The following is a 20,258-nucleotide window of genomic DNA, read 5'->3' on the forward strand; positions in this document are numbered from 1 at the left end:
GCGCTGCGTAAAAGCAACACAGTTAGTAATGAACGCCTTGTAAATGCACAGATGTTGATTTGAATTACATGATATTGATCGTTTAAAAGTTATCTTTGAGCGCACGAATTCTAGCAAACTCTTCAACGCTATCGACACGTAGAAAAGGGTTGGTTTCTAGTTCAAGTTCAATAGTACTTGGCAGGGTAATTTTACCTTGTGCGCGTAATTGGCGAACTTTTTCCGCACGTTGTTGTAGTGCAAAATTATCAGGTTCTACATGTAAGGCAAATTCTGCATTCGACAAAGTGTATTCATGTGTGCAGTAGACTTGTGTTCGTGGTGGCAATGCGGCTAAGCGGTTTAAGGAATGATAAAATTGCTCAGGTGTGCCTTCAAACATGCGTCCACATCCCATTGCAAATAATGTATCTCCACAGAAAACACTGTCTAATTCATCTATAAAATACACAATATGTCCTAGGGTATGTCCTGGAACGGCAATAATTTCAATATTTAAACCATGAAACTCAAATTGATCCTCATGTTGTAAAGGGTGGTTAATAAAAGGCAAATGGCTTAACTCATCTCGTGGTCCATACACTGCGAGATTTTGTTCAGCAATCAGGGCAGGAACACCACCAACATGGTCTTTATGCCAGTGGGTGAGCCAAATTTGACTTAAATTTAATTGATTTTCTAAACAGTAGGATTGAACCAAATGTGCTTCAGTTGGGTCGATTGCCACCACATCATGGCTTATGGTGTGTTCAAGTAACCAAATATAATTTTGGAGTTGGTTTTTGACATCAATCACATGAATTTTAAATGACATTTTTTGTTGGCTTCCCTTACTGCTTCTCATTTGATTGTATGTAAATTTACTTATAAATGGTAGTCACAGTAGCCTGATATCACAGATCTCAATAAATTTTGAGTGAGAAGAATGAGTTGGTTTTTCTTAGAAATGCGGCGCTAATTCTTGATTGATATTCGTTTAAATTTTTAATCACGAGATTTTGAAAATGAAACTATTTCCAATTATTTTACTCAATGCATATATGTTGAGTGCTTGTTCAACGGAACAAGCGCAAGTGAAAAATACTGTACAAAGGTAATGTCAGGTGTATGAAATATTCAACATCATGCAATTCCGCAAGCGCCAAACTATATGAATTTGCCGATATTTGAGCAAGGTGTAATCGGTTGGGACAAGTGAAGAGGGTGTAAAACAGCGTTTGAACCGTGTACAAAAATCAGATATTGCAGGTTTTAAGGAAAAAGGCTTGACTTTAGCTATGGTGCAAGCGTGGCAAGCATTTTATGAAAATGAAGTAAAGCGTAATCCTTGTAATCCAACAGCACCGTATCGAGCGCAGTTAATGCAGAAAATCGCGCTGCTATGGAGTGACATGGTATAGGTTTAAGCCGATCAGTCAAAGTTAAAGGCATTTAAAATATTTCTAAGGCAGATGTTGCGTCAGATTTTATAAAAATTAAACATCTGCTCGAAAAATATCGCATGATAAGGCTCATGACAAAGCATTATTTGTTATAGTGATAACACGATTGGGGAAATAATAATGCAATTTAACTTTGAAATTGATACCACTTGGTGTTTAGAACAATTATTAAAAGATCAACGGATTACAGAGCGTGAAAAACTGTTGGTGCAAACCACACATCGGCAACGTGATCAACTGAAATGGCATCCATTACAATGGATTGCCAATTTTAATTTAACAGATCAAAACGAACCTCAAAAACGTCTAACCTTAAGTACGTTGTGTCAATGGCTAGCAGATAAAACCAATTTGCCGCTTTATATCATTGACCCATTAAAAGCAGATGTGGCGAATTTAACTGCGGTGATGTCGCAAGAATTTGCTTTACGTAATCGTATTTTGGCTGTTGAAATTCAGCCTGATCAAGTGTTGATTGGCACAGATCAGCCTTTTATTCTTGATTGGATGCAAAACCTTGAAAGCAGTTTAAAACCCAAAAAAATTCAAAGAGTATTGTTAAATCCTGAACAATTGCAACGTTATTTGGTGGAATATTACCAAGTCAGTCGAGCTGTCATTTCATCACAAAAATCAGGTGCACACCAAAAAGAAAATAAAGGCGTAGAAGCATTATTGCAGTTAGGCGATACACAAAATCCTGATGCAAATGATCAACACATTGTGAAATTGGTGGATTGGGTTTTACAATTTGCGTTTGAACAACGGGCCAGCGATATTCATTTAGAACCACGCAAAGACAATGGGAAAATTCGTTTTCGTATCGATGGTGTATTGCATACTATTTATAATATGCCTGCCAATACATTAACCGCCGTGATTTCCCGAATTAAAATTTTAGGGCGAATGAATGTTGCAGAAAAGCGTAAACCGCAAGATGGACGTTTAAAAACTCGTACACCAAAAGGGCAAGAAACTGAGCTACGTCTAGCCACACTCCCGACAGCTTTTGGAGAAAAGCTGGTCATGCGTATTTTCGATCCTGAAGTGTTGGTGCGGAGCTTTAAGCAGCTTGGTTTTGATGGAAATTTACTACAAGCTTGGCAAGCGATGACTCAGCATAGTCATGGGATTATTTTGGTGACAGGGCCAACGGGTTCAGGCAAAACCACCACGTTATATTCCTCTTTAAAGCAGTTAGCCACTGAGCAAGTCAATGTTTGTACTATTGAAGACCCGATTGAAATGTTAGAGCCGAGTTTTAACCAAATGCAGGTAAATCACGGGATTGAGCTGGGTTTTGCAGATGGTATTCGTGCATTGATGCGCCAAGACCCTGATATTATTATGGTCGGGGAAATCCGCGACTCAGACACTGCGAATATGGCAATTCAAGCAGCATTGACGGGACATTTGGTGTTGTCAACCTTGCATACCAATGATGCACCTTCAAGTTTGACTCGTTTGCATGATTTGGGAGTACAACCATTTTTAACCGCAGCAACGATTTTAGGTGTTTTGGCGCAGCGCTTAGTACGTCAACTTTGTCCACATTGTAAACAAGAAACCTTTATTAATGACCAAGAATGGAAACATTTAACATTTGGTTATTCATTACACATGCCTGATTTTGTTTTTAAAGCTGTGGGTTGTGAGGAGTGTCGTCATACAGGTTATCAAGGGCGTGTTGGAGTTTATGAATTTATGCCGATTAGTCTAGAAGCCAAGCAAAAAATTTCCGCCAATGCGACACTTGATGAGTTACGGGCTCAGGCTAAGCAGGAGGGGATTGATCCATTACGTATCGCAGGGGCACGTAAAGTATTAGAAGGGATCACCACTTTGGAAGAAGTTTTAAGGGTTGTGCCTCTAAACTAAATATCAGTTTTTGACTTATATCACACATGAAAAAGAGCATTCCAGAATGCTCTTGAAGTGTTACTCAATGATCACATTCTCGCATGTATTGGTTTTGAGTTGTGCGGAAATAAGTGCATCCTCATGATCGGTAAAAGTATTAAAAGCTTGTTGACCTAATGGATATTTTTGGGTGATTGAACATGGGAAGAATTCATTTTCAGGATTTTTATAAGAATAAGATTCTTCAGTAACATAAACTTTTTGATTTTCAGGATCGAATTTTAAGTTAAAAGAGGCTTGTGAATCTGCCCATTTCCTATTTTCACCTTCGCGAATAATATATAGATAAGGTGGAATTTGAGGGTCATCATCCCGTATAAATTCAACTTGATCGATATTAGGAGAATAGTTTTCGCGTTCTGATACTGGTTTTAAAATCACATCATTTTTACCTAACAATTGCCATTTTTGGTCACGCCAACTGAAGATATAAATACTTCTAGGAAGGGTATATAAGTTTTGATAATCACTTTTAAATTTCTTTCTATCTTTGGCATTGATGGTGATGACCAGCGCATCATATTTTTCTTTTTGACTGAATGGACCATATTTGAGATGGATCGCAGTGTCATTTGCATCAATACTTTGTCGCATATCTTGGGGAATATACACCAAATGTTCAGCGTAGATCGTTGCTGAGCAAAGCAATAATAGTGTTGAAATACAAGATGTTCGAATATTTAAAATTTTCATTTATGCTCAAGCTTTATTCAGGTGGACCATAGTTGTCAGGATCAAAGGAATAACTATCTTCATATTCAGGATGATCAAAGTAAAAATCTTTTAAGGCTTTGGTTTCTGGATTTTCCTTTAGCAGCAATACATAGTTTGAACTTGTTTCATAAGATGCTACTTCAGTAGCTGCAGTCACTGAACTTTCATCTTCCGAGGTCGCATCAAGTTGCGGATTCGAATGAGTCGTTCCTAATGTACCTGCATAAATCCAGTCTTGAAGCTTTTTATCCCAAATAAATTTGATGGAATATGAATAATTTTCAAAACTTTGACTTAGGGTAAAACCTCCAGTGGCTTGTTGAAATGGCGCATCTGGATCTAAAAGATCATAAATTTTACGAACTTTAGGATGTATATAGTGATTTTCAGTATCTAGAATTCCAGTTTGCCAAATACTTAGAATTGCTTTTTCATCAAGATTTTTAAAGGCATATTGATGTTGGAGTTTTAGCTTAAATGACTGACCATCACCTAAATATAGATTTAGTGTTCTTTTTTTGGGTAAGCGATTTTCTTGTTGAGCAAGATTAAACTCATCGCTTGGCACTGTAATGAGTGCAAGATCCCATAATACGTCATCATTTAAATGACCAAAATTAAAATCCAACAGTTTTTCATTGACTGGAATAAGTGTCGTAACTTCTTTAGGAACATCTCGTTTTTCAAGAAATTCAAAATAACTGATTTCATCGGAGTACCCCGCCAGAGTATGTTGGGCTATACCCAAAGTGAAAGTAAGGGCGAAGATTTTATTTACATTTAACATATTAAAAATCCGACAATGAATGCCCAAAATTAAATTTTAAAGTGCACAATTCTAACTAAAATTAAAAAACTATTTTTATAAATAAAAATTCTTGAAAATAGATTGGGTTAAATTTAACTCATTTGAGTGAATATTTTCAACAGGTTCCATAAAATAGAAACCAAATTTTATTGTAAAGATGGGTTTAAAACTTTTGCATTAATATTTGGATAAAATGAAATTAAGCTGAAATCTTTTGTATAATGTGCGCATAATTTACAACATTTTTTCTATTATGAATAATAATTTTAAAATTACTTTTTTAACTTCGATTTTATTTTTGTCAACATTGTTGAGTGCGTGTGGAGGAGGTTCTTCAGAACAGGACAATACCCCCACGATAGAACCGCAAGTGACACCAACACAAAATAAAACCGTGCAATTCTTTGTGGCAGCACATCCCGATGATATTCAATTATTTATGGCGAAAAATGCACAGTTTTATGTGCAACATCAAAATAAAAATGTATTTATTTTGACGACCGCAGGTGATGGTGGTGAAGCAATACATTTACCTCACTATTCTGCGATGAAAAAAACGTATTGGGAAGCACGTTTATTGGCGCATGAGAAATCAGTGAATCATTGGAATCATGATAAAAATAGGATTATCAGCACTGAAATTAAAATTAATCAACACACTTTTCAGCGAAAGCAATTGGGTGAAAATATTGTATTTTATAATTTTTTATTACCTGATGGGAATATGACGGGAAATGGTTTCCCCACAACCCAATTTCAAAGCTTGGAAAAATTGTATCGTGGAAAAATAAAAACAATTTCAAGCATTGATCAACAAAATACGTATACTCAACAAGATTTAATTCAAACACTGTCCGATATTGTGCAACTTGAAGCAGGCAAAAAAGAGATTACTTTTAATATTGCAGAAGATAATTTATATATTAATCAACAAGATCATTCTGACCATATTATGACCTCTTTGCTGGTGCAGCATCTAAGCCAAGGTCTAGACAACTGTATGCTGACCAATAAATTTACAGAATATGTAAATCGTGCCAAACCTGTGAATATGTCCAATAGTGAATATCAGCAGCATCGCAAACTGTGGGATGTTTTAACATCTGTTTTGGTGGAATATCAATATGTTAATCCACATGCACGAGATCCACATTTGGTTTGGTTAGGTAAGCAATATATTAGTTCAAAGAGTGTGGTGAATTGTAAGCATATTGATGAAAAGCTACGTTAAAAGTTAGCTTAAAATCTTTGCAAAGCAGATTGTTGCTCACATATTTATGTGGGAAGGAAGATTTTAGGTTCTAGTTTGTGTAGTAATTATTATGTTTGTCTTTTCAATGGATTTGGTAGTAAACAGTACAGTGGTTGGGTCGCTGAAAATGCCTAGAACGTTTACAATACAGCCTTGTTTAAAAAAGCAGTATGCGCTGATTCATACTGCTTGTTCCCACAATTTTTATTTTATTAAATTATTTTTATACTTATTTGGTTAAAATAAGACGGTTATTACGTGTTAAACGTAAGCGGTATTCTTCACCTGCATGCATAATACGGATTTCACGTCCAAGCGCGAATAAATTGTTGGAATGTAGCATCGGTAAGGCATTGGTCGATTCATTATTACGTGTGAATAAGCTAAAAGGTGCGTTCATTGTTCTACTCCGTGTGGGACGTCATTTAATGTTTTAAATGATAATCATTATCGAATAAGGCTGTCAACGATAATTGTTGTTATTTGCAAAAAAAAGCGATTTACTTACATTCTGTAAAATAAGTGATGAAAAAGTGATGACAAAACCTGTGGTAAATGTGGCGATCGCCTTATTATTTCATCAAACTAAAGTACTCGTTGGATGGAGAGCAGCAGCGCAACATCAAGGTAACAAATATGAGTTTCCTGGGGGTAAAGTTGAACATGGCGAAACACCCGAGCAAGCCTGTCGTAGAGAGGTGTTTGAAGAAGTCGGAATAGGAGTTCAAGACTGGCATATCTTTGATGTGATTTGCCACGAATATGACGATATTATTGTGAATTTACATGTATTTCATGGCCAAGTAAATGCTGAAAATTTGGAAAATATTCAATCGCCTTGGACATGGTACACACGTGATCAACTGACAAAATTAAATTTTCCCAAAGCCAATCAAGCCATTGTTGAACGTTTATTTTGGCAACATTTCATTAAGATCTCAGCGCATATTCAAGAGATTGAAACACTAAATCCTGAGTATTTAATGTATTGGCGAGTGGATGAATTGCATGTTGAAGACCTACAATTTCTCATGCACTTAGATCCAACAAAATTAGCGCGTTTAGTGGTGAATGTCGATCTTTGGCACAAGCTACCTGAGCAGATTAAAACTCAAATATTCACAGTACATTTCAAACAATCTCAAGTGATGCAAGCACAGCGACATGATCTCAATATTGGTGTGCGTTGTATCGCTGCTTGTCATGATTTATTGTCTTTGCAAAAAGCACAGCATTTAGGTTTTGAGGCCATATTGCTCAGTCCTGTTTTGCATACCGCAACGCACCCAGAAAACAATGCTTTAGGTTGGGAGAAATTTGCACTATGGGCAAAAGACTGCGCTGTTCCTGTGTTTGCTTTAGGTGGTTTAAAGCCTGAAGATTTAGCCATTGCACAGCAGTATAGTGCTTATGGTGTTGCAGGAATTCGGGCATTTTAATGTTAAATACAATGTTTACAGCTTTTGATGACAAGATGACAAATGAAAAGATCAAGGCTTAAAGCGCTTTGATCTTTGCTTGTGCTTCTGCAATGGTTTTAGCATTTTTTTGCTGTTGTGCAGATTTTAAAATCGCATTCCATAATTGCTTACGCATCTCATCACTTTGTGCAAAACTCAAACCACGTCTCGCCAGAGATTCGGCATTTTTTGCCTGATTTTTATGATTGGCGATTAATGCTAACCATAAATAGGTTTCAGCAGATTGTGGTGCTAAACGCTGTGCTTGCAGCGCAAAATTTTCTGCCTCATTCCATTTGCTTTGGCGAAATGCTGTCTCAGTTTTTTTAATCAATTGATTAAAAGCAGGAATGTTGTGTCCATCATCAAACTTTTGTGGTTGAGCTTTTTGTTCGGGTACAATCACTTGCATGGATTCACGTTTGATCTCAGGGCGATCATAAGGGATGATTTTAACCCCGTCAGGTGTTTCGACTTTCGCTTTGGAGTTTTGTGGCACAGGTTCAGGTTTCTTGCCTGAACCTGTTTGAATCGGATTAGATTGACAACCTGCGATCGCAAGTACAATCGTCAATGCACCAAGGTATTTGATTAGTATGATCTTCTGCTGATTTTTTTGGCGCATCTTTGGTGGAACGATTTGCATAATAACACTCTTAATTTTCATAACGACCACTTGAAATTACATGACCTTGACTATTTAAATCTTGATCCATGTTGCTTTCACTTTCACGAATGTAATTTTCTATACTATCGTTAGAGTTCTCGGCAGGTGGGTTATTTTGCGTATCAGGAATGTAAGTCGGCTCTACTTGATAATGTGGCATACCACATGCTGTAGCTTGTCGAGGTACTGAGTTACGCAAGAGCGGAATATAAAAACTATTGGCACAACCTTGTGCGGAAAGTTGACCACTTTCACTGTCAATCCATTGCCATTGAACATTGTCAGTTTGACGCAGATTGACTGGTTTTTGGCGCAATTGTTTCATGACATTGGTCCATACAGGTAAAGCACCTGATGAGCCTGTTAAGCCTGTCACTTTGTTATCGTCAAGTCCGAGCCATACTACGGCTAAATGGTTACCTGAATACCCAGCAAACCATGAGTCGCGGGTATCATTGGTTGTACCTGATTTACCCGCTAGTTTTAGCCCAGATGATAGACTGCCATAAGCAGATTGCCCTGTGCCTGATGACATCACTTGTTGTAAGCCATAATTCAAAATATAAGCAGAGGATGGGTCGATCGTTTGTTGTACATTTAAACTATAGCGTTGCAGCAAACGACCATCAGCATCTACGACTGAGCGAATGGCTTTGGTTGGATATTTAAAACCGCCTGTTGCAAAGTTACCATAAATGCTCATGACTTCCATCGGCGACATATCGACTGCACCTAGGAAAATAGACGGATAATTTGGAATATTAGACTCTACACCAAATTTGGTCAGTTGATTTTTAAATGTAGATAGACCAAATTCTTGCCCTAAACGTACCGCAGATAAATTATAAGAATGTGCAAGAGCTTGCACCATCGGTACATAACCATGTCCACCACCACTATAATTTTTTGGTGTCCAAGATTTATTGCCATCGACAGGAATACTGATTGGGCTGTCTTCAATTTGACTTGCCCATGTATAACGCCCTGACTCTAAAGCACTTAAATAAATGATCGGTTTCAGTAAAGATCCCACTTGACGTTTTGCATCAATCGCACGGTTAAAACCTGTGAAATCTTGGGTTGAGCCTACTGCTGCAATCAGTTCACCATTTTCAGGTTGTGTCACGAGCACAGCACCTTGTAAATTTTTTAAACGGGATGGATTGGCATTTGCTAAACGGCTTACAGTGTCACGGAAGCTATTTTGGACTTTAGTCTGTGCAATTGGATCAAGCGTAGTGAAAATACGCAAGCCTTGATTAGTTAGATCAGATTCTTGGTATTCTTTTTTCAACTGACGACGTACGATGTCTAAAAAGTCAGGAAATTTTGAAGGACCTGTTGTTGGTTTTTTGACGACATTGAGCGGGCGAGCAGTTTCACGCTCATATTCTTCTTGGGTTAAATAACCCATCACCAACATATTGTTGAGAACAATATCACGACGCTTTTTTGCACCTTCAGGGTTTTTCCAAGGATTGTATAAGGTTGGTCCTTGAACTAAGCCGACTAAATAAGCTTGTTGTGCAATATTGAGTTCACGTAAAGGTAAACCAAAATAAAATTGTGAGGCTAAACCATAACCATTGATAGAGTAGTTGCCATTTTGCCCTAAATTTACTTCATTTAAATACGCTTCTAAAATTTCATCCTTGCTATAATGAAACTCAAGCAATAAAGACATAAATGCTTCATTTACTTTACGTTTTAAAGTTTTTTCAGGTGAAAGGTAAAAGTTTTTAACGAGCTGTTGTGTCAGTGTTGAACCACCTTGACGTTTGCCACCTGTGATATTACTGACGATGGCACGTGCTGTACCACGGAATGAAATTCCATGATGGTGATAAAAATTACGGTCTTCAGTTGCCACTAAGGCTTCAATTAAAGTTTTTGGCACTTTATTGAGTTTAATGAGGACGCGATCTTCATTATGTTGTGGGAAAATTCCACCCACCAACATTGGCTCTAAACGAGCAATACCTGTACTGGAGGGTTTTGTAGCTTTAATATCAGCAACGGTATCTTCATTAAATGAAACTTGTAAAATTTGCTCAGGGTCTACGCTATCGCCGTAGTCAAAACCGCGGGTATGCACATAATAGCTCTTATTTTGAACAACATAACTGCCAGATTTTTCATAACTGTCTTTTTTGCTATAGCCAAGTAGTTTTAATTCTTGTTCAAAATCATTGGTTGTCACAGGAGCATTTGCATAAAGTTCTAATGGGCGTGCAAAAACTTTCGCAGGAATATCCCAACGATTCCCCTCAAATTTATCTCGAATAATTGTGTCTAATCGAACCAAATAAATACTAAAAGCTAAAAATCCAGCAATAATGAGCACACAGAAAATTAGTGCAATGATGCCTATTCCACGTTCTGACTTCATAAAAATATGCAAAAAACCTGAGAAATTTTGTCAATCATGCGAAGCTTTTTAGGAATTTGCAATAATTAAACTGTGAAATTAAGCAATTTCACATTGAAACCATACAATAAATTGTAAAACAACACATTTAAGCTGATTTTTAACGATGAGTGAAAAATATATGAACACCAATATTTCATTTTATAGGTTTTTGAATTTTAATTATGTTTTTTGGTTTTTTGGTTTTTTGGTTTTTTGGGAGGTTGTTTTTTCAAATACTTTGAACCACTTGCTTAAAAATACAAAATAAATAGGACATTGCAATAAAAGTTTAAGCCTCGATATTTAATATGTATAATTCATTGCATCGTTTAGAATAATAGTGCAATCCGAAGAAATGCTTTGAAACTAAGCTGCGTTGCATGATTTGGATGCAGTTCTATCAGGTTGATATAAAGGAAATTGATGAACCCAACACATATCTCGTCAAAAGCATTTAGAAATATTGGTCTGATTGGTCGCCCAGATAAATCTTCTGTGGTCGACACTTTGTGTTTGATCCATGATCACTTGCTTGGCTTAGGTTTACATCCAGTTTTTGATTCTGAAACAGCAGAATTGGTGCCTTATACCAATACACAAACAGTTAGTCGACATCTGTTGGGTGAAGTTGTGGATTTGGTCATCGTGGTGGGGGGAGATGGTTCACTGCTACATGCTGCACGTGCTTTGGTGAAATACAGTACACCTGTATTGGGGGTGAATCGGGGGCGTTTGGGCTTTTTAACCGATATTAAACCGACTGAAGTAATCTTTAAATTAGATCAAGTGTTAAAAGGTGAGTTTCAGATCGACCGCCGTTTCTTATTGGAAATGGAAATTCGCAGTCAGAATCAAAGCATTTATGAAGCAATCGCACTCAATGATGTGGTGTTACATTCGGGTAAATCTGTACACATGATTGATTTTGACCTCAAAATAGATGGTCAATATGTCTATCGTCAGCACAGTGATGGTTTAATTGTTTCAACGCCAACAGGTTCAACGGCTTATGCACTCTCTGGTGGTGGTCCGATTTTACATCCGAGTATGGATGCCATTGCCTTAGTTCCTATGCATCCACATACTTTATCTTCTCGTCCAATCGTGGTCGGTGGACAAAGCGAAATTAAAATTGAAATTCGCGAAAATCGTGTATTACCGATGGTCAGTGCAGATGGGCAAAGCAGTATTTCATTAAATGTAGGCGATTGTTTGCATATTCGTAAACATCCCTTTAAATTAACGCTTATCCATCCACCGGGTTATGATTTCTATATGGCATGTCGTACTAAACTCGGTTGGAACCAAGATTTTGATTCATTGCAACAGCAGGATTAATCATGAATATTGAACAAATGCTTTCTATGCTTGACGCAGATGTCGTAGCACGTTTGAAAACTGCCGTTGAAATTGGTAAATGGCCAAATGGTATTGTTTTGACGAAAGAGCAACGTGAAATTTGTATGCAAGCGGTCATTGCATGGGAACATCAAAATTTAGATGAAAAAGAACGTTCGGGTTATATTGATAAAGGGCATAAAGAAGAGGGGGATGAATGTGATTCTCATGTACCTGAACCTGAGTTTAAACCCATTCGTTTCGTATAAATGAACATGAAAAAAGGACGATTGATATTCGTCCTTTTTTGTATTTGTGCCCTGTCTGCGATAAGGTTGACCGAGCAACTAAAACAGTTAAAAACGACTATTCCATAGCACTTGAGCTTTTAACATTGCCTCATTGTAGTCATTCACTACACCCATGGTATAGAGTGCAATCCCCATAGTTTCAACAACGGCAACTTCGCCATATTCATGTTTTTGTTGACCTAACCATACCGCTTTAAAAATCTCTAAATCTAATTCTTCTTCGGCGGGGCTACGGTTGTCGGTGAGCTTTGGTAATTCATGCTCATACAGTTCACCCTGTTTAATTCCACAAATTAGGGTTTTGGCATCAGGATTACGTTCAAATTCGCCACCTTCACCTTTGATCACAGCACTATTTTGATAACCCAATTTGAAAGCAGACTGTTGATGTGAGCTACGATATGCAGGGTGAAAAATGGCTTGCATGGTTGCTTTGGCATGAAAAGGATTAATCAAACGTGCCAATGTATGAATAGGTGAACGTAGCCCCATCACATTTCTTAAACCAATGAGATCACTTAAAATGGGTGAGATGACATGTAAAGGCAGAAAGGCAAAATGATGCGTTGCTAACTGTTGTGCAACGTCATTTTCATTTTGGCAAATTGGATAACCTAAGTATTCAAGAACTTGTTCGGTATAGATTCGGTTAATCGTATGTCCCGAAGCACCATGCATCACGACTTTATAGCCATGTTTTGCTAAGGTGAGTGCTGCGAGTAAAAACCAGGGAAAATGTTTACGTTTACCAGCATAAGATGACCAATCCAAATCGACGTCTAGGGGGCTGAAGGTTAATTGGTCTTTAGTGGCTTGCACAAATCCTGCGAGTTCATCAACAGATTCTTCTTTGACTCGTAGCAGCATCAAAAAAGCGCCAAGTTGCACATCCAAAACTTCATTTTTTAGAATCATCGAAAAAGCTTGATAGGCTTCTTCGTAGGTCAAGGAACGTGCACCATTTTTACCCTTTCCTATAATACGGATATATTGCGCAAATGGATGTTCAAAATCTTGATATAAATTACGTTTTGTATTCATAAATGACTGATAAAAAGTTAGAAATATCTACAAAATACTATGACATAAAAAGTATAGAAAGGCAGCAAAGACATGTGTCTAATACTAAGGTCTAATGCAGATATGATTAATAAGTATTCGATTTTTACATTTTTTTTTGCGTCTAGATCGTGATTTTTTATTAAAATTAAAAAGTTTTATTTTTAAATCTCTTGTTCTCTTAAAATTTAAAAGTATTTTTTTATTGCTTTTAAGTCTTAATTAAGGCGCATTAAAATTTTTTAAGGATATGAATTTTCTAGAAAATGCTATTTTCTAGGGAGATTTCTATTTTTAAAAATTAGTCTTTATCGAGTTGAATGAGAACGACTTGGCTGTGTTTCTTTTCAGGATCACTACAAATAAAATATTTCTGTTATTAGAAATATCGAAAGAAGTTATCATTATGGCTAAAAAACCTTTGTATAAGTCACTTTATTTCCAAGTGATTGTTGCCATTATTGCAGGTGTGCTTGTGGGGCATTATTTCCCAAGTACCACACAATTGGTCAATGGTGTTGAAAAACATATTCCAGGTATTGGTGAGCAATTAAAACCACTGGGAGATGCGTTTATTCGTCTGATTAAGATGATTATTGCACCTGTTATTTTCTGTACGGTGGTCAGTGGTATCGCAGGTATGGAAAGTATGAAATCTGTCGGTAAGACAGGTGGTATTGCTTTATTATATTTTGAAATTGTCTCCACTATTGCCTTATTGATTGGTTTGTTGGTCATCAATATTGCAAAACCGGGTGTAGGCATGAATATTGATCCTGCATCATTGGATACATCAGGTATTTCTAAATACGTTGAGTCGGGTGCATCCCAGTCAACTGTTGATTTCTTGATGAATATTATTCCAAATACAGTGGTTGGGGCATTTGCCGAAGGTGAAATTTTACAAGTTTTACTTTTTGCAATCTTATTTGGATTTGCTTTACATAAATTGGGCGATGCAGGCAAACCTGTATTGAAGTTGGTTGATCAAATTGCACATGTGTTTTTTAACATTGTGAATATGATCATGAAACTTGCACCAATTGGTGCTTTTGGTGCAATGGCATTCACCATTGGTAAATATGGGATTGGTAGTCTTGCACAACTTGCTCAGTTGATCATTTGTTTCTATCTCACTTGTTTGTTATTTATCTTTATTGTGCTAGGTACAATCAGCCGTGTTTGTGGTTTTAGCATCTTAAAAATGATTCGTATGATTCGTGAAGAATTATTGATTGTACTGGGTACATCATCTTCAGAGTCGGTTTTACCACGAATGTTGAAAAAATTGGAAATCGCAGGATGTGAAAAATCGGTTGTTGGTTTGGTGATTCCAACAGGGTATTCATTTAACTTAGATGGTACTTCGATTTACTTGACCATGGCTGCTATTTTTATTGCGCAAGCGACCAATACACAGCTTGATTTATCCCATCAGATTACTTTACTTGTGGTGTTATTGATTTCATCGAAAGGTGCAGCAGGGGTAACAGGTTCTGGCTTTATTGTGATGGCAGCGACTTTATCTGCGGTAGGACATATTCCTGTTGCAGGTTTGGCATTGATCCTCGGAATTGACCGTTTTATGTCAGAAGCACGTGCTTTGACCAATCTTATGGGGAACTCTTTGGCAACGATTGTCGTTGCAAAATGGGTAGGTCACTTGGACCAAGACAAGTTGAATTATGCATTGAATCATCCTGAAGAATTAGATAAGCAAATGCTTGAAGATACAACTCAAAAGCATGCTTAAATCTTGATATTGGGGTGAAACCCGTCTCGGTGAAATGTATCTAACCGCAATATGATGAGTGTCATTGTATTGCGGTTTTTTTATATCATTTTTTGCAGTGAATGCATCTTTTTCAGAATATAAAATTTAAAGCGATTGGTTAGTTTTACTGATAAATAACTTAGACTCAAAATGTCTTAATTTTATACAGTTATACTTTGACTATTGACCGAATTAACCTGATGCTCTCGTCATGAAAAGTCATGACATTAAAATTAAAACTCAGATAAGATAAACAAGACAATTACCCAAGAATAAGCCCAAAAGGAAAATCACAGATGTTGGCATACGATGCAGACTTAGAACTCTTTAAAGATAATTTCAAACGCTTTATGAATGAACACGTTGCACCTCATTATGAACAATGGGAAAAAGACGGTTTAATGCCACGTTCGATGTGGAAATTATTGGGTGACAACGGCTTTCTCTGTGTGGATGTACCAGAAGAATATGGCGGTTATGGTGTCCCAACTGAATATTCTTTAATGTTGGTTGAAGAGTCAGCACGCGCAGGCTATGGTGCGCTTTCTACAGCGATTTCATGTCACTCAGAAATCGCAGCACCGTATATTTTAAACATTGCAAATGAAGAACAAAAACAATATTGGTTACCTAAAATGGTGGCAGGTGATGTCGTTGGTGCGATTGGGATGACTGAACCAGGTGCAGGTTCAGACTTACAAGGTATGCGCTCATCTGCGATCTTAAATGGCGATCATTATGTGCTAAATGGTTCAAAAACGTTCATTTCTAATGGTCAGCATGCAGACTTAGTGGTCTTAGCTGCAAAAACGGATCCTCAAGCACGTGCTAAAGGTGTTTCGTTGTTATTGGTCGATACGCATTTAGAAGGCTTTAAAAAGGGGATGAACCTAGACAAGATTGGTTTACATTCACAAGATACCTCTGAACTGTTCTTTGACAATGTCAAAGTGCCAGCCAATCAACTGTTAGGGAATGCAGGGCAAGGTTTTGCCTATTTGATGCAAGAGTTACCACGTGAGCGTACAGCGATTGCTGCAACGGCTTTGGGTGCGATTCGTGGTGCAATTGATGTGACTACGCAATATGTGCAAGAACGCCAAGCATTTGGTCAAAAAATTGGTAGCTTCCAAAATACACGTTTTGTGTTAGCACAAGCGAAGATTGATGAATTGGCAACAGCAGCATTTTATAACCAAAACTTAGCGCTATATAAAGAAAAGAAACTGGATGTAGAAACTGCGGCTGCATTGAAAAGTTTTAGTTCAGACATGCAAATGAAAGTTGCTGATAATTTACTGCAACTCTTTGGTGGTTATGGCTATATGACTGAATATCCAATTTCACGTTTCTTTGTCGATGCGCGTATTCAGCGTATTTATGGCGGAACCAATGAAATTATGAAAGAAATTGTCGCACGTGGCATTTTAGGGCGCTAAGATAAAATCTTCCTTGAAATTAGCAAAAAGACTTCCGGGGAAGTCTTTTTTATTTGCTTCTAATGAATGCAAAAGAAGCGCAATATCAATCTAATCGATTAAGGTGCGGGATTTGGTTGTTGACGATGAATATCTTCAATACCTTGTAAAACTTCATCTGACAATGTCACATCAAAAGCAGCAATATTTTCTTTGAGCTGCGTTAAATTGGTCGCCCCAATAATGGTACTGGTCACAAAAAATTGCTGTTGAATATACGCTAAAGCAAGTTGGGTTAAGCTCAAATTGTGCTTTTCTGCTAATAAAGCATATTGTTCGATTGCCCATTCACTTTCAGGATTGCTATAGCGGCTAAAACGACTAAATAGCGTGATACGGGCATCAGCAGGGCGTGCCCCATGACGGAATTTTCCTGTCAAATAACCAAAAGCTAACGGTGAATATGCTAATAATCCAACACCTTCATAATGTGCAATTTCGGCCATGCCAACTTCATAACTACGATTGAGTAAGTTATATGGATTTTGTACACTGACGACTTTTTCTAAGCCTAATTTTTCAGCTAAGTGTAAAAATTTCAACGTTCCCCACGGGGTTTCATTGGATAAACCAATATGGCGAATACGACCTTTTTCAACTTCTTTCGATAATGCTTCTAAGGTGTGTTCAAGAGGGGTAATCTCTTGGTTTTGCTGTGCTTCGTGGTTACTATAGCCGAGTTTGCCAAAAAAGTTAGTTGGGCGCTGTGGCCAATGTAACTGATACAAATCTATATAATCGGTCTGTAAGCGCCTTAAAGAGCCATCTATAGCTGATGAAATCTCACTTTCAATAAACTTGGTCTGCCCATCTCGAATATGGCTGCCACCTTGTTGTGGTCCTGCTATTTTGGATGCAAGGAATAATTTGTCTCGTTGCCCATTTTGTGCAATCCAATTGCCAATGATTTGTTCGGTTGCACCTTGTGTTTCAGGTTTAGGCGGTACGGGATACATTTCCGCAGTATCCCAAAAATATAACCCTTGATCTAAAGCATAGTTGAGTTGTTCAAAAGCTTGTACTTGATTATTTTGCTCACCAAAGGTCATGGTCCCTAAGCAAATTTCTGGAACGAGAATACCGGATTGACCCAGTGGATTAAATTTCATTGAGATTGTCCTTAAATGTTTTGGTTGAAGTGATGTTATTCAATATATTGAGCTTAAACATCATAGCCTGTGTAAATTATTTTGATTTCTGAATTGTGTATAATGATTTCTAAAGGATGACTAAAACAAAAAAGCAAATCCGAAGATTTGCTTTTTAGAGATTTAGAACGAATTATTCGTCATCTTGTTCATCGTCGTCAGAATACGAAGATTCTTCTAAAGAGACATCAAAAATTAAAATTGCTTTACCATCTGTTTCGATCATGCCTTGTTCTTCAAGTGTTTTCAGAACACGCCCCACCATTTCACGAGAACAACCCACAATACGTCCAATTTCCTGACGAGTAATGCGGATTTGACGGCCATTTGGTAAAATCATGGCTTCAGGTTGTGATGAAAGATCAATCAAACAACGTGCAATACGACCCGACACATCAATAAATGCCAAGTCTGTTACTTTGCGCGTCGTATTTTTTAAACGTCTGACCAATTGTGCGAAAACAGCATAGCTTAAGTCAGGATATTGTTTGCTGATGTCATGAAAATTCTCATAAGAAATTTCAGCAATTTCACAAACATCACGTGTTCTTACTTCTGCTGTACGTTGTGGGTTTTGTTCAAACAACCCCATTTCCCCGAAGAAATCGCCTGGATTGAGATATGCAACCACAATTTCACGATCATCATCTTCACGTAAAATGATTGATACTGATCCCTTTAAAATTAAATACAGTGATTTTGACTCTGAACCCGCATCAACAATAGTGGTACGTTTCGGGAAGCGATTGATGTGAGCACGCTTGAGTAATGCTTTGACAGATTCAGGCAGTTGTCCTGGTGATAAAGCGTCTGTACTTAGTTGTGCTAAATTAGAAGACATGCTAAAAATTCCAAATTGGATAATAACTAGATCATAAATCTAAATTGAACTCGTCACGTAGAAGCGAAAGAGATGAAATTCCTTATCAACTCATTTTATGCTAGTGTACCGTACACTATAAATTTATAGCTTTTTTTAGGTAGTTGCAATGCAAACTAGCGTACATTGGTTAGAGAATGTTGCTTTCGAAGCAAAATCGGAAAGTGGGCACCAAGTTGTCATGGATGGTTCTGCTGAATATGGTGGAGAAAACCGTGGACCACGTCCCATGGAGCTGATATTAATGGGACTTGGTGGGTGTGCTTCTTTTGATATTGTGACAATATTAAAGAAATCTCGCCAAGATGTGACAGGTGTTGTATGTCAGCTTAAAGCTGAGCGAGCAGATACAATCCCTGCCGTCTTTACTAAAATTCATTTACATTTTGTCGTGACGGGACGAGATGTAAAAGAAAAACAAGTAGCTAAAGCTGTTGAACTTTCTGCTGAAAAGTACTGTTCTGCAAGTAAAATGTTATCAGACGGTGGTGTTGAGATCAGCCATGATTTTGAAATCCTAGCAGCAGAATAGAAAGCAAAAATGAAGCCAAAAAAATGTTTTTTGGCTTTTTTTATGTGATTTTGATCGTATTTAAGTCGAATGCCGAGTATATCAGTCAACATTTAATTTTAAAAAATTGATGAAAATCACTAAATTTATTTAAATTGAAAAAAGATCAATAAAAATTATTACAAAATGTTTCTATTTTTCAATTTTCACTTAAATATAAGCAAATCACTTAAATTTTATTGATATAAAAATAATTGTGGATCAACTCGAGCATTATTTAAACTCATTCCCCAATGTAGATGTGGACCTGTTACACGGCCTGTTTTGCCGACTAAGCCTAAAACTTCTCCTTGCGTTAATTTCTGTCCTTTTGCAACATTAACTTTACTTAAGTGGCAAAACATACTGATTAAGCCTTGCCCATGATCAACTAAAACAGTTTTACCATTGAAGAAATAATCACCTACCCCTACGACAACACCAGCTGCTGGAGCAACTACTTTCTGTCCGACAGGGGCAGGAATGTCTAAACCTGAGTGTGGTGCGCGTTCTTCACCATTAAAGAAACGTTTACGTCCAAAAGAGTTACTAAACTTTCCAGCAGTTGGACGTATAAAATTTGGAAAATCAGAAAATTGTGCAGGACTGAAAGAGGTATAAATGTCATTTTGTTCTTTGGCTTCTACTACGTATCGATCAAGTTGTTCTTGTTGTGGGTTTACATAATCCTGATTTTTTACAGAAAGTCGTTGTTCAGCATATTTATAAGGCTGAATTTCAATTTGAATGGGTTGAGCATTGGTTTGTAGTTCTAGTGAGCCTACAGGGGTAGAAAGAGGAATCCCAAAAATTGCATAACGTTGGGCATTGGGTTGCGTGATTAAAATCGGTTGGTCTTTATATTTTACTTCGGAAATATTTTGTGAAAGCGGGATCACTGCAATTCCACCTGCACGGCGTGAGTCTTGCGGTAGAGCAAAAAGTTGCGTGCTTGTTAGTAATCCGCAGAGAATAAAGGTTTTTTTGATTGAAAACATAAGCTTTTAAAATTTCATAGATTTTTAACAAGTGTAACTTTTGAAACTA

Annotated in this window: 19 protein-coding genes; 9 read left to right on the plus strand and 10 right to left on the minus strand. The window is 37.2% G+C overall.

All coding sequences use genetic code 11. The features are described 5' to 3' along the window. Positions 1–82: 82 nt before the first annotated feature. The gene (gene gloB, locus G0028_RS06890) at positions 83–814 is read right to left on the minus strand and encodes a hydroxyacylglutathione hydrolase (protein ID WP_180044745.1); all 732 of its coding nucleotides are present in this window, start codon (positions 812–814) and stop codon (positions 83–85) included. Positions 815–1,217: 403 nt separating this feature from the next. Between gloB and G0028_RS06895 the strand changes: the two genes are divergently transcribed. Together G0028_RS06895 and G0028_RS06900 are read left to right on the plus strand one after the other, a co-directional pair. Then, positions 1,218–1,400, plus strand: a complete 183-nt coding sequence (locus G0028_RS06895) for a DUF4951 domain-containing protein (protein ID WP_180044744.1) — start codon at positions 1,218–1,220, stop codon at positions 1,398–1,400. Positions 1,401–1,562: 162 nt separating this feature from the next. Then, the gene (locus tag G0028_RS06900) at positions 1,563–3,320 is read left to right on the plus strand and encodes a GspE/PulE family protein (protein WP_180044743.1); all 1,758 of its coding nucleotides are present in this window, start codon (positions 1,563–1,565) and stop codon (positions 3,318–3,320) included. A 60-nt stretch (positions 3,321–3,380) separates the two neighbouring features. Here the strand turns inward: G0028_RS06900 and G0028_RS06905 are convergent, their stop codons facing one another. Then, complete coding sequence (locus G0028_RS06905) at positions 3,381–4,055, minus strand: hypothetical protein (RefSeq protein WP_180044742.1); 675 nt, start codon at positions 4,053–4,055, stop codon at positions 3,381–3,383. A gap of 13 nt (positions 4,056–4,068) precedes the next feature. Then, positions 4,069–4,863, minus strand: coding sequence for a hypothetical protein (locus tag G0028_RS06910; RefSeq protein WP_180044741.1), 795 nt, complete (start codon positions 4,861–4,863; stop codon positions 4,069–4,071). 319 nt (positions 4,864–5,182) lie between these two features. Between G0028_RS06910 and G0028_RS06915 the strand changes: the two genes are divergently transcribed. Next, positions 5,183–6,115 carry a PIG-L family deacetylase gene (locus G0028_RS06915; RefSeq protein ID WP_180044740.1) on the plus strand — a complete coding sequence of 311 codons (933 nt, stop codon included), beginning with the start codon at positions 5,183–5,185 and terminating at the stop codon, positions 6,113–6,115. A 250-nt stretch (positions 6,116–6,365) separates the two neighbouring features. Here the strand turns inward: G0028_RS06915 and hemP are convergent, their stop codons facing one another. Further along, positions 6,366–6,536: a hemin uptake protein HemP gene (hemP, locus tag G0028_RS06920; RefSeq protein WP_130072718.1), complete on the minus strand. Its 171-nt coding sequence runs from the start codon at positions 6,534–6,536 to the stop codon at positions 6,366–6,368. A 136-nt stretch (positions 6,537–6,672) separates the two neighbouring features. Between hemP and G0028_RS06925 the strand changes: the two genes are divergently transcribed. Next, positions 6,673–7,575, plus strand: coding sequence for an NUDIX domain-containing protein (locus G0028_RS06925; RefSeq protein WP_180044739.1), 903 nt, complete (start codon positions 6,673–6,675; stop codon positions 7,573–7,575). Between the two features lie 58 nt (positions 7,576–7,633). On the opposite strand, the gene G0028_RS06930 is transcribed toward G0028_RS06925, so the two are convergent. Together G0028_RS06930 and mrcB are read right to left on the minus strand one after the other, a co-directional pair. Further along, entirely contained in the window at positions 7,634–8,242 is a 609-nt protein-coding gene (locus tag G0028_RS06930) for a tetratricopeptide repeat protein (protein WP_373687867.1), read from the minus strand. 10 nt (positions 8,243–8,252) lie between these two features. Beyond that, on the minus strand, positions 8,253–10,652 hold the full coding sequence (mrcB, locus tag G0028_RS06935) for a penicillin-binding protein 1B (RefSeq protein WP_180044738.1): 2,400 nt from the start codon (positions 10,650–10,652) through the stop codon (positions 8,253–8,255). Positions 10,653–11,096: 444 nt separating this feature from the next. On the opposite strand from mrcB, the gene G0028_RS06940 reads away from it, so the two are divergent. After that, positions 11,097–12,011: an NAD(+) kinase gene (locus tag G0028_RS06940; RefSeq protein WP_130072712.1), complete on the plus strand. Its 915-nt coding sequence runs from the start codon at positions 11,097–11,099 to the stop codon at positions 12,009–12,011. A 2-nt stretch (positions 12,012–12,013) separates the two neighbouring features. Continuing rightward, a complete protein-coding gene (locus G0028_RS06945; RefSeq protein ID WP_130072710.1) occupies positions 12,014–12,280 on the plus strand; it encodes a YeaC family protein in 267 nt (88 codons plus the stop codon). 87 nt (positions 12,281–12,367) lie between these two features. Here the strand turns inward: G0028_RS06945 and G0028_RS06950 are convergent, their stop codons facing one another. Continuing rightward, positions 12,368–13,363 carry a glycosyl transferase family protein gene (locus G0028_RS06950; protein ID WP_180044737.1) on the minus strand — a complete coding sequence of 332 codons (996 nt, stop codon included), beginning with the start codon at positions 13,361–13,363 and terminating at the stop codon, positions 12,368–12,370. 424 nt (positions 13,364–13,787) lie between these two features. Here G0028_RS06950 and G0028_RS06955 point away from each other — a divergent pair, with 424 nt between their 5' ends. Then, a complete protein-coding gene (locus G0028_RS06955) occupies positions 13,788–15,134 on the plus strand; it encodes a dicarboxylate/amino acid:cation symporter (RefSeq protein ID WP_180044736.1) in 1,347 nt (448 codons plus the stop codon). Between the two features lie 317 nt (positions 15,135–15,451). Further along, positions 15,452–16,594: an acyl-CoA dehydrogenase family protein gene (locus G0028_RS06960; protein ID WP_180044735.1), complete on the plus strand. Its 1,143-nt coding sequence runs from the start codon at positions 15,452–15,454 to the stop codon at positions 16,592–16,594. Positions 16,595–16,692: 98 nt separating this feature from the next. On the opposite strand, the gene G0028_RS06965 is transcribed toward G0028_RS06960, so the two are convergent. Further along, positions 16,693–17,742 (minus strand): NADP(H)-dependent aldo-keto reductase, encoded by a 1,050-nt coding sequence (locus G0028_RS06965; RefSeq protein WP_180044734.1) that lies wholly within the window; start codon positions 17,740–17,742, stop codon positions 16,693–16,695. A gap of 172 nt (positions 17,743–17,914) precedes the next feature. Next, on the minus strand, positions 17,915–18,622 hold the full coding sequence (gene crp, locus G0028_RS06970; RefSeq protein ID WP_130072700.1) for a cAMP-activated global transcriptional regulator CRP: 708 nt from the start codon (positions 18,620–18,622) through the stop codon (positions 17,915–17,917). Positions 18,623–18,770: 148 nt separating this feature from the next. Here crp and G0028_RS06975 point away from each other — a divergent pair, with 148 nt between their 5' ends. Then, complete coding sequence (locus G0028_RS06975; protein WP_130072698.1) at positions 18,771–19,193, plus strand: OsmC family protein; 423 nt, start codon at positions 18,771–18,773, stop codon at positions 19,191–19,193. Positions 19,194–19,408: 215 nt separating this feature from the next. On the opposite strand, the gene G0028_RS06980 is transcribed toward G0028_RS06975, so the two are convergent. After that, entirely contained in the window at positions 19,409–20,209 is an 801-nt protein-coding gene (locus G0028_RS06980) for a peptidoglycan DD-metalloendopeptidase family protein (protein WP_180044733.1), read from the minus strand. Positions 20,210–20,258 lie beyond the last annotated feature (49 nt).

Source organism: Acinetobacter piscicola (assembly GCF_015218165.1).
GTDB lineage: Bacteria > Pseudomonadota > Gammaproteobacteria > Pseudomonadales > Moraxellaceae > Acinetobacter > Acinetobacter piscicola_A.

What these genes read in the sequence shown, in the direction of transcription:
- G0028_RS06950 (WP_180044737.1), bottom strand. Translation starts at nt 13,363, where the DNA reads ATGAATACAAAACGTAATTTATATCAAGATTTTGAACATCCATTTGCG.
- G0028_RS06960 (WP_180044735.1), top strand. Translation starts at nt 15,452, where the DNA reads ATGTTGGCATACGATGCAGACTTAGAACTCTTTAAAGATAATTTCAAA.
- G0028_RS06940 (WP_130072712.1), top strand. Translation starts at nt 11,097, where the DNA reads ATGAACCCAACACATATCTCGTCAAAAGCATTTAGAAATATTGGTCTG.
- gloB (WP_180044745.1), bottom strand. Translation starts at nt 814, where the DNA reads ATGTCATTTAAAATTCATGTGATTGATGTCAAAAACCAACTCCAAAAT.
- mrcB (WP_180044738.1), bottom strand. Translation starts at nt 10,652, where the DNA reads ATGAAGTCAGAACGTGGAATAGGCATCATTGCACTAATTTTCTGTGTG.
- G0028_RS06965 (WP_180044734.1), bottom strand. Translation starts at nt 17,742, where the DNA reads ATGAAATTTAATCCACTGGGTCAATCCGGTATTCTCGTTCCAGAAATT.
- G0028_RS06925 (WP_180044739.1), top strand. Translation starts at nt 6,673, where the DNA reads ATGACAAAACCTGTGGTAAATGTGGCGATCGCCTTATTATTTCATCAA.
- G0028_RS06980 (WP_180044733.1), bottom strand. Translation starts at nt 20,209, where the DNA reads ATGTTTTCAATCAAAAAAACCTTTATTCTCTGCGGATTACTAACAAGC.
- G0028_RS06945 (WP_130072710.1), top strand. Translation starts at nt 12,014, where the DNA reads ATGAATATTGAACAAATGCTTTCTATGCTTGACGCAGATGTCGTAGCA.
- G0028_RS06930 (WP_373687867.1), bottom strand. Translation starts at nt 8,242, where the DNA reads ATGCAAATCGTTCCACCAAAGATGCGCCAAAAAAATCAGCAGAAGATC.
- G0028_RS06975 (WP_130072698.1), top strand. Translation starts at nt 18,771, where the DNA reads ATGCAAACTAGCGTACATTGGTTAGAGAATGTTGCTTTCGAAGCAAAA.
- crp (WP_130072700.1), bottom strand. Translation starts at nt 18,622, where the DNA reads ATGTCTTCTAATTTAGCACAACTAAGTACAGACGCTTTATCACCAGGA.
- G0028_RS06955 (WP_180044736.1), top strand. Translation starts at nt 13,788, where the DNA reads ATGGCTAAAAAACCTTTGTATAAGTCACTTTATTTCCAAGTGATTGTT.
- G0028_RS06905 (WP_180044742.1), bottom strand. Translation starts at nt 4,055, where the DNA reads ATGAAAATTTTAAATATTCGAACATCTTGTATTTCAACACTATTATTG.
- G0028_RS06900 (WP_180044743.1), top strand. Translation starts at nt 1,563, where the DNA reads ATGCAATTTAACTTTGAAATTGATACCACTTGGTGTTTAGAACAATTA.
- hemP (WP_130072718.1), bottom strand. Translation starts at nt 6,536, where the DNA reads ATGAACGCACCTTTTAGCTTATTCACACGTAATAATGAATCGACCAAT.
- G0028_RS06910 (WP_180044741.1), bottom strand. Translation starts at nt 4,863, where the DNA reads ATGTTAAATGTAAATAAAATCTTCGCCCTTACTTTCACTTTGGGTATA.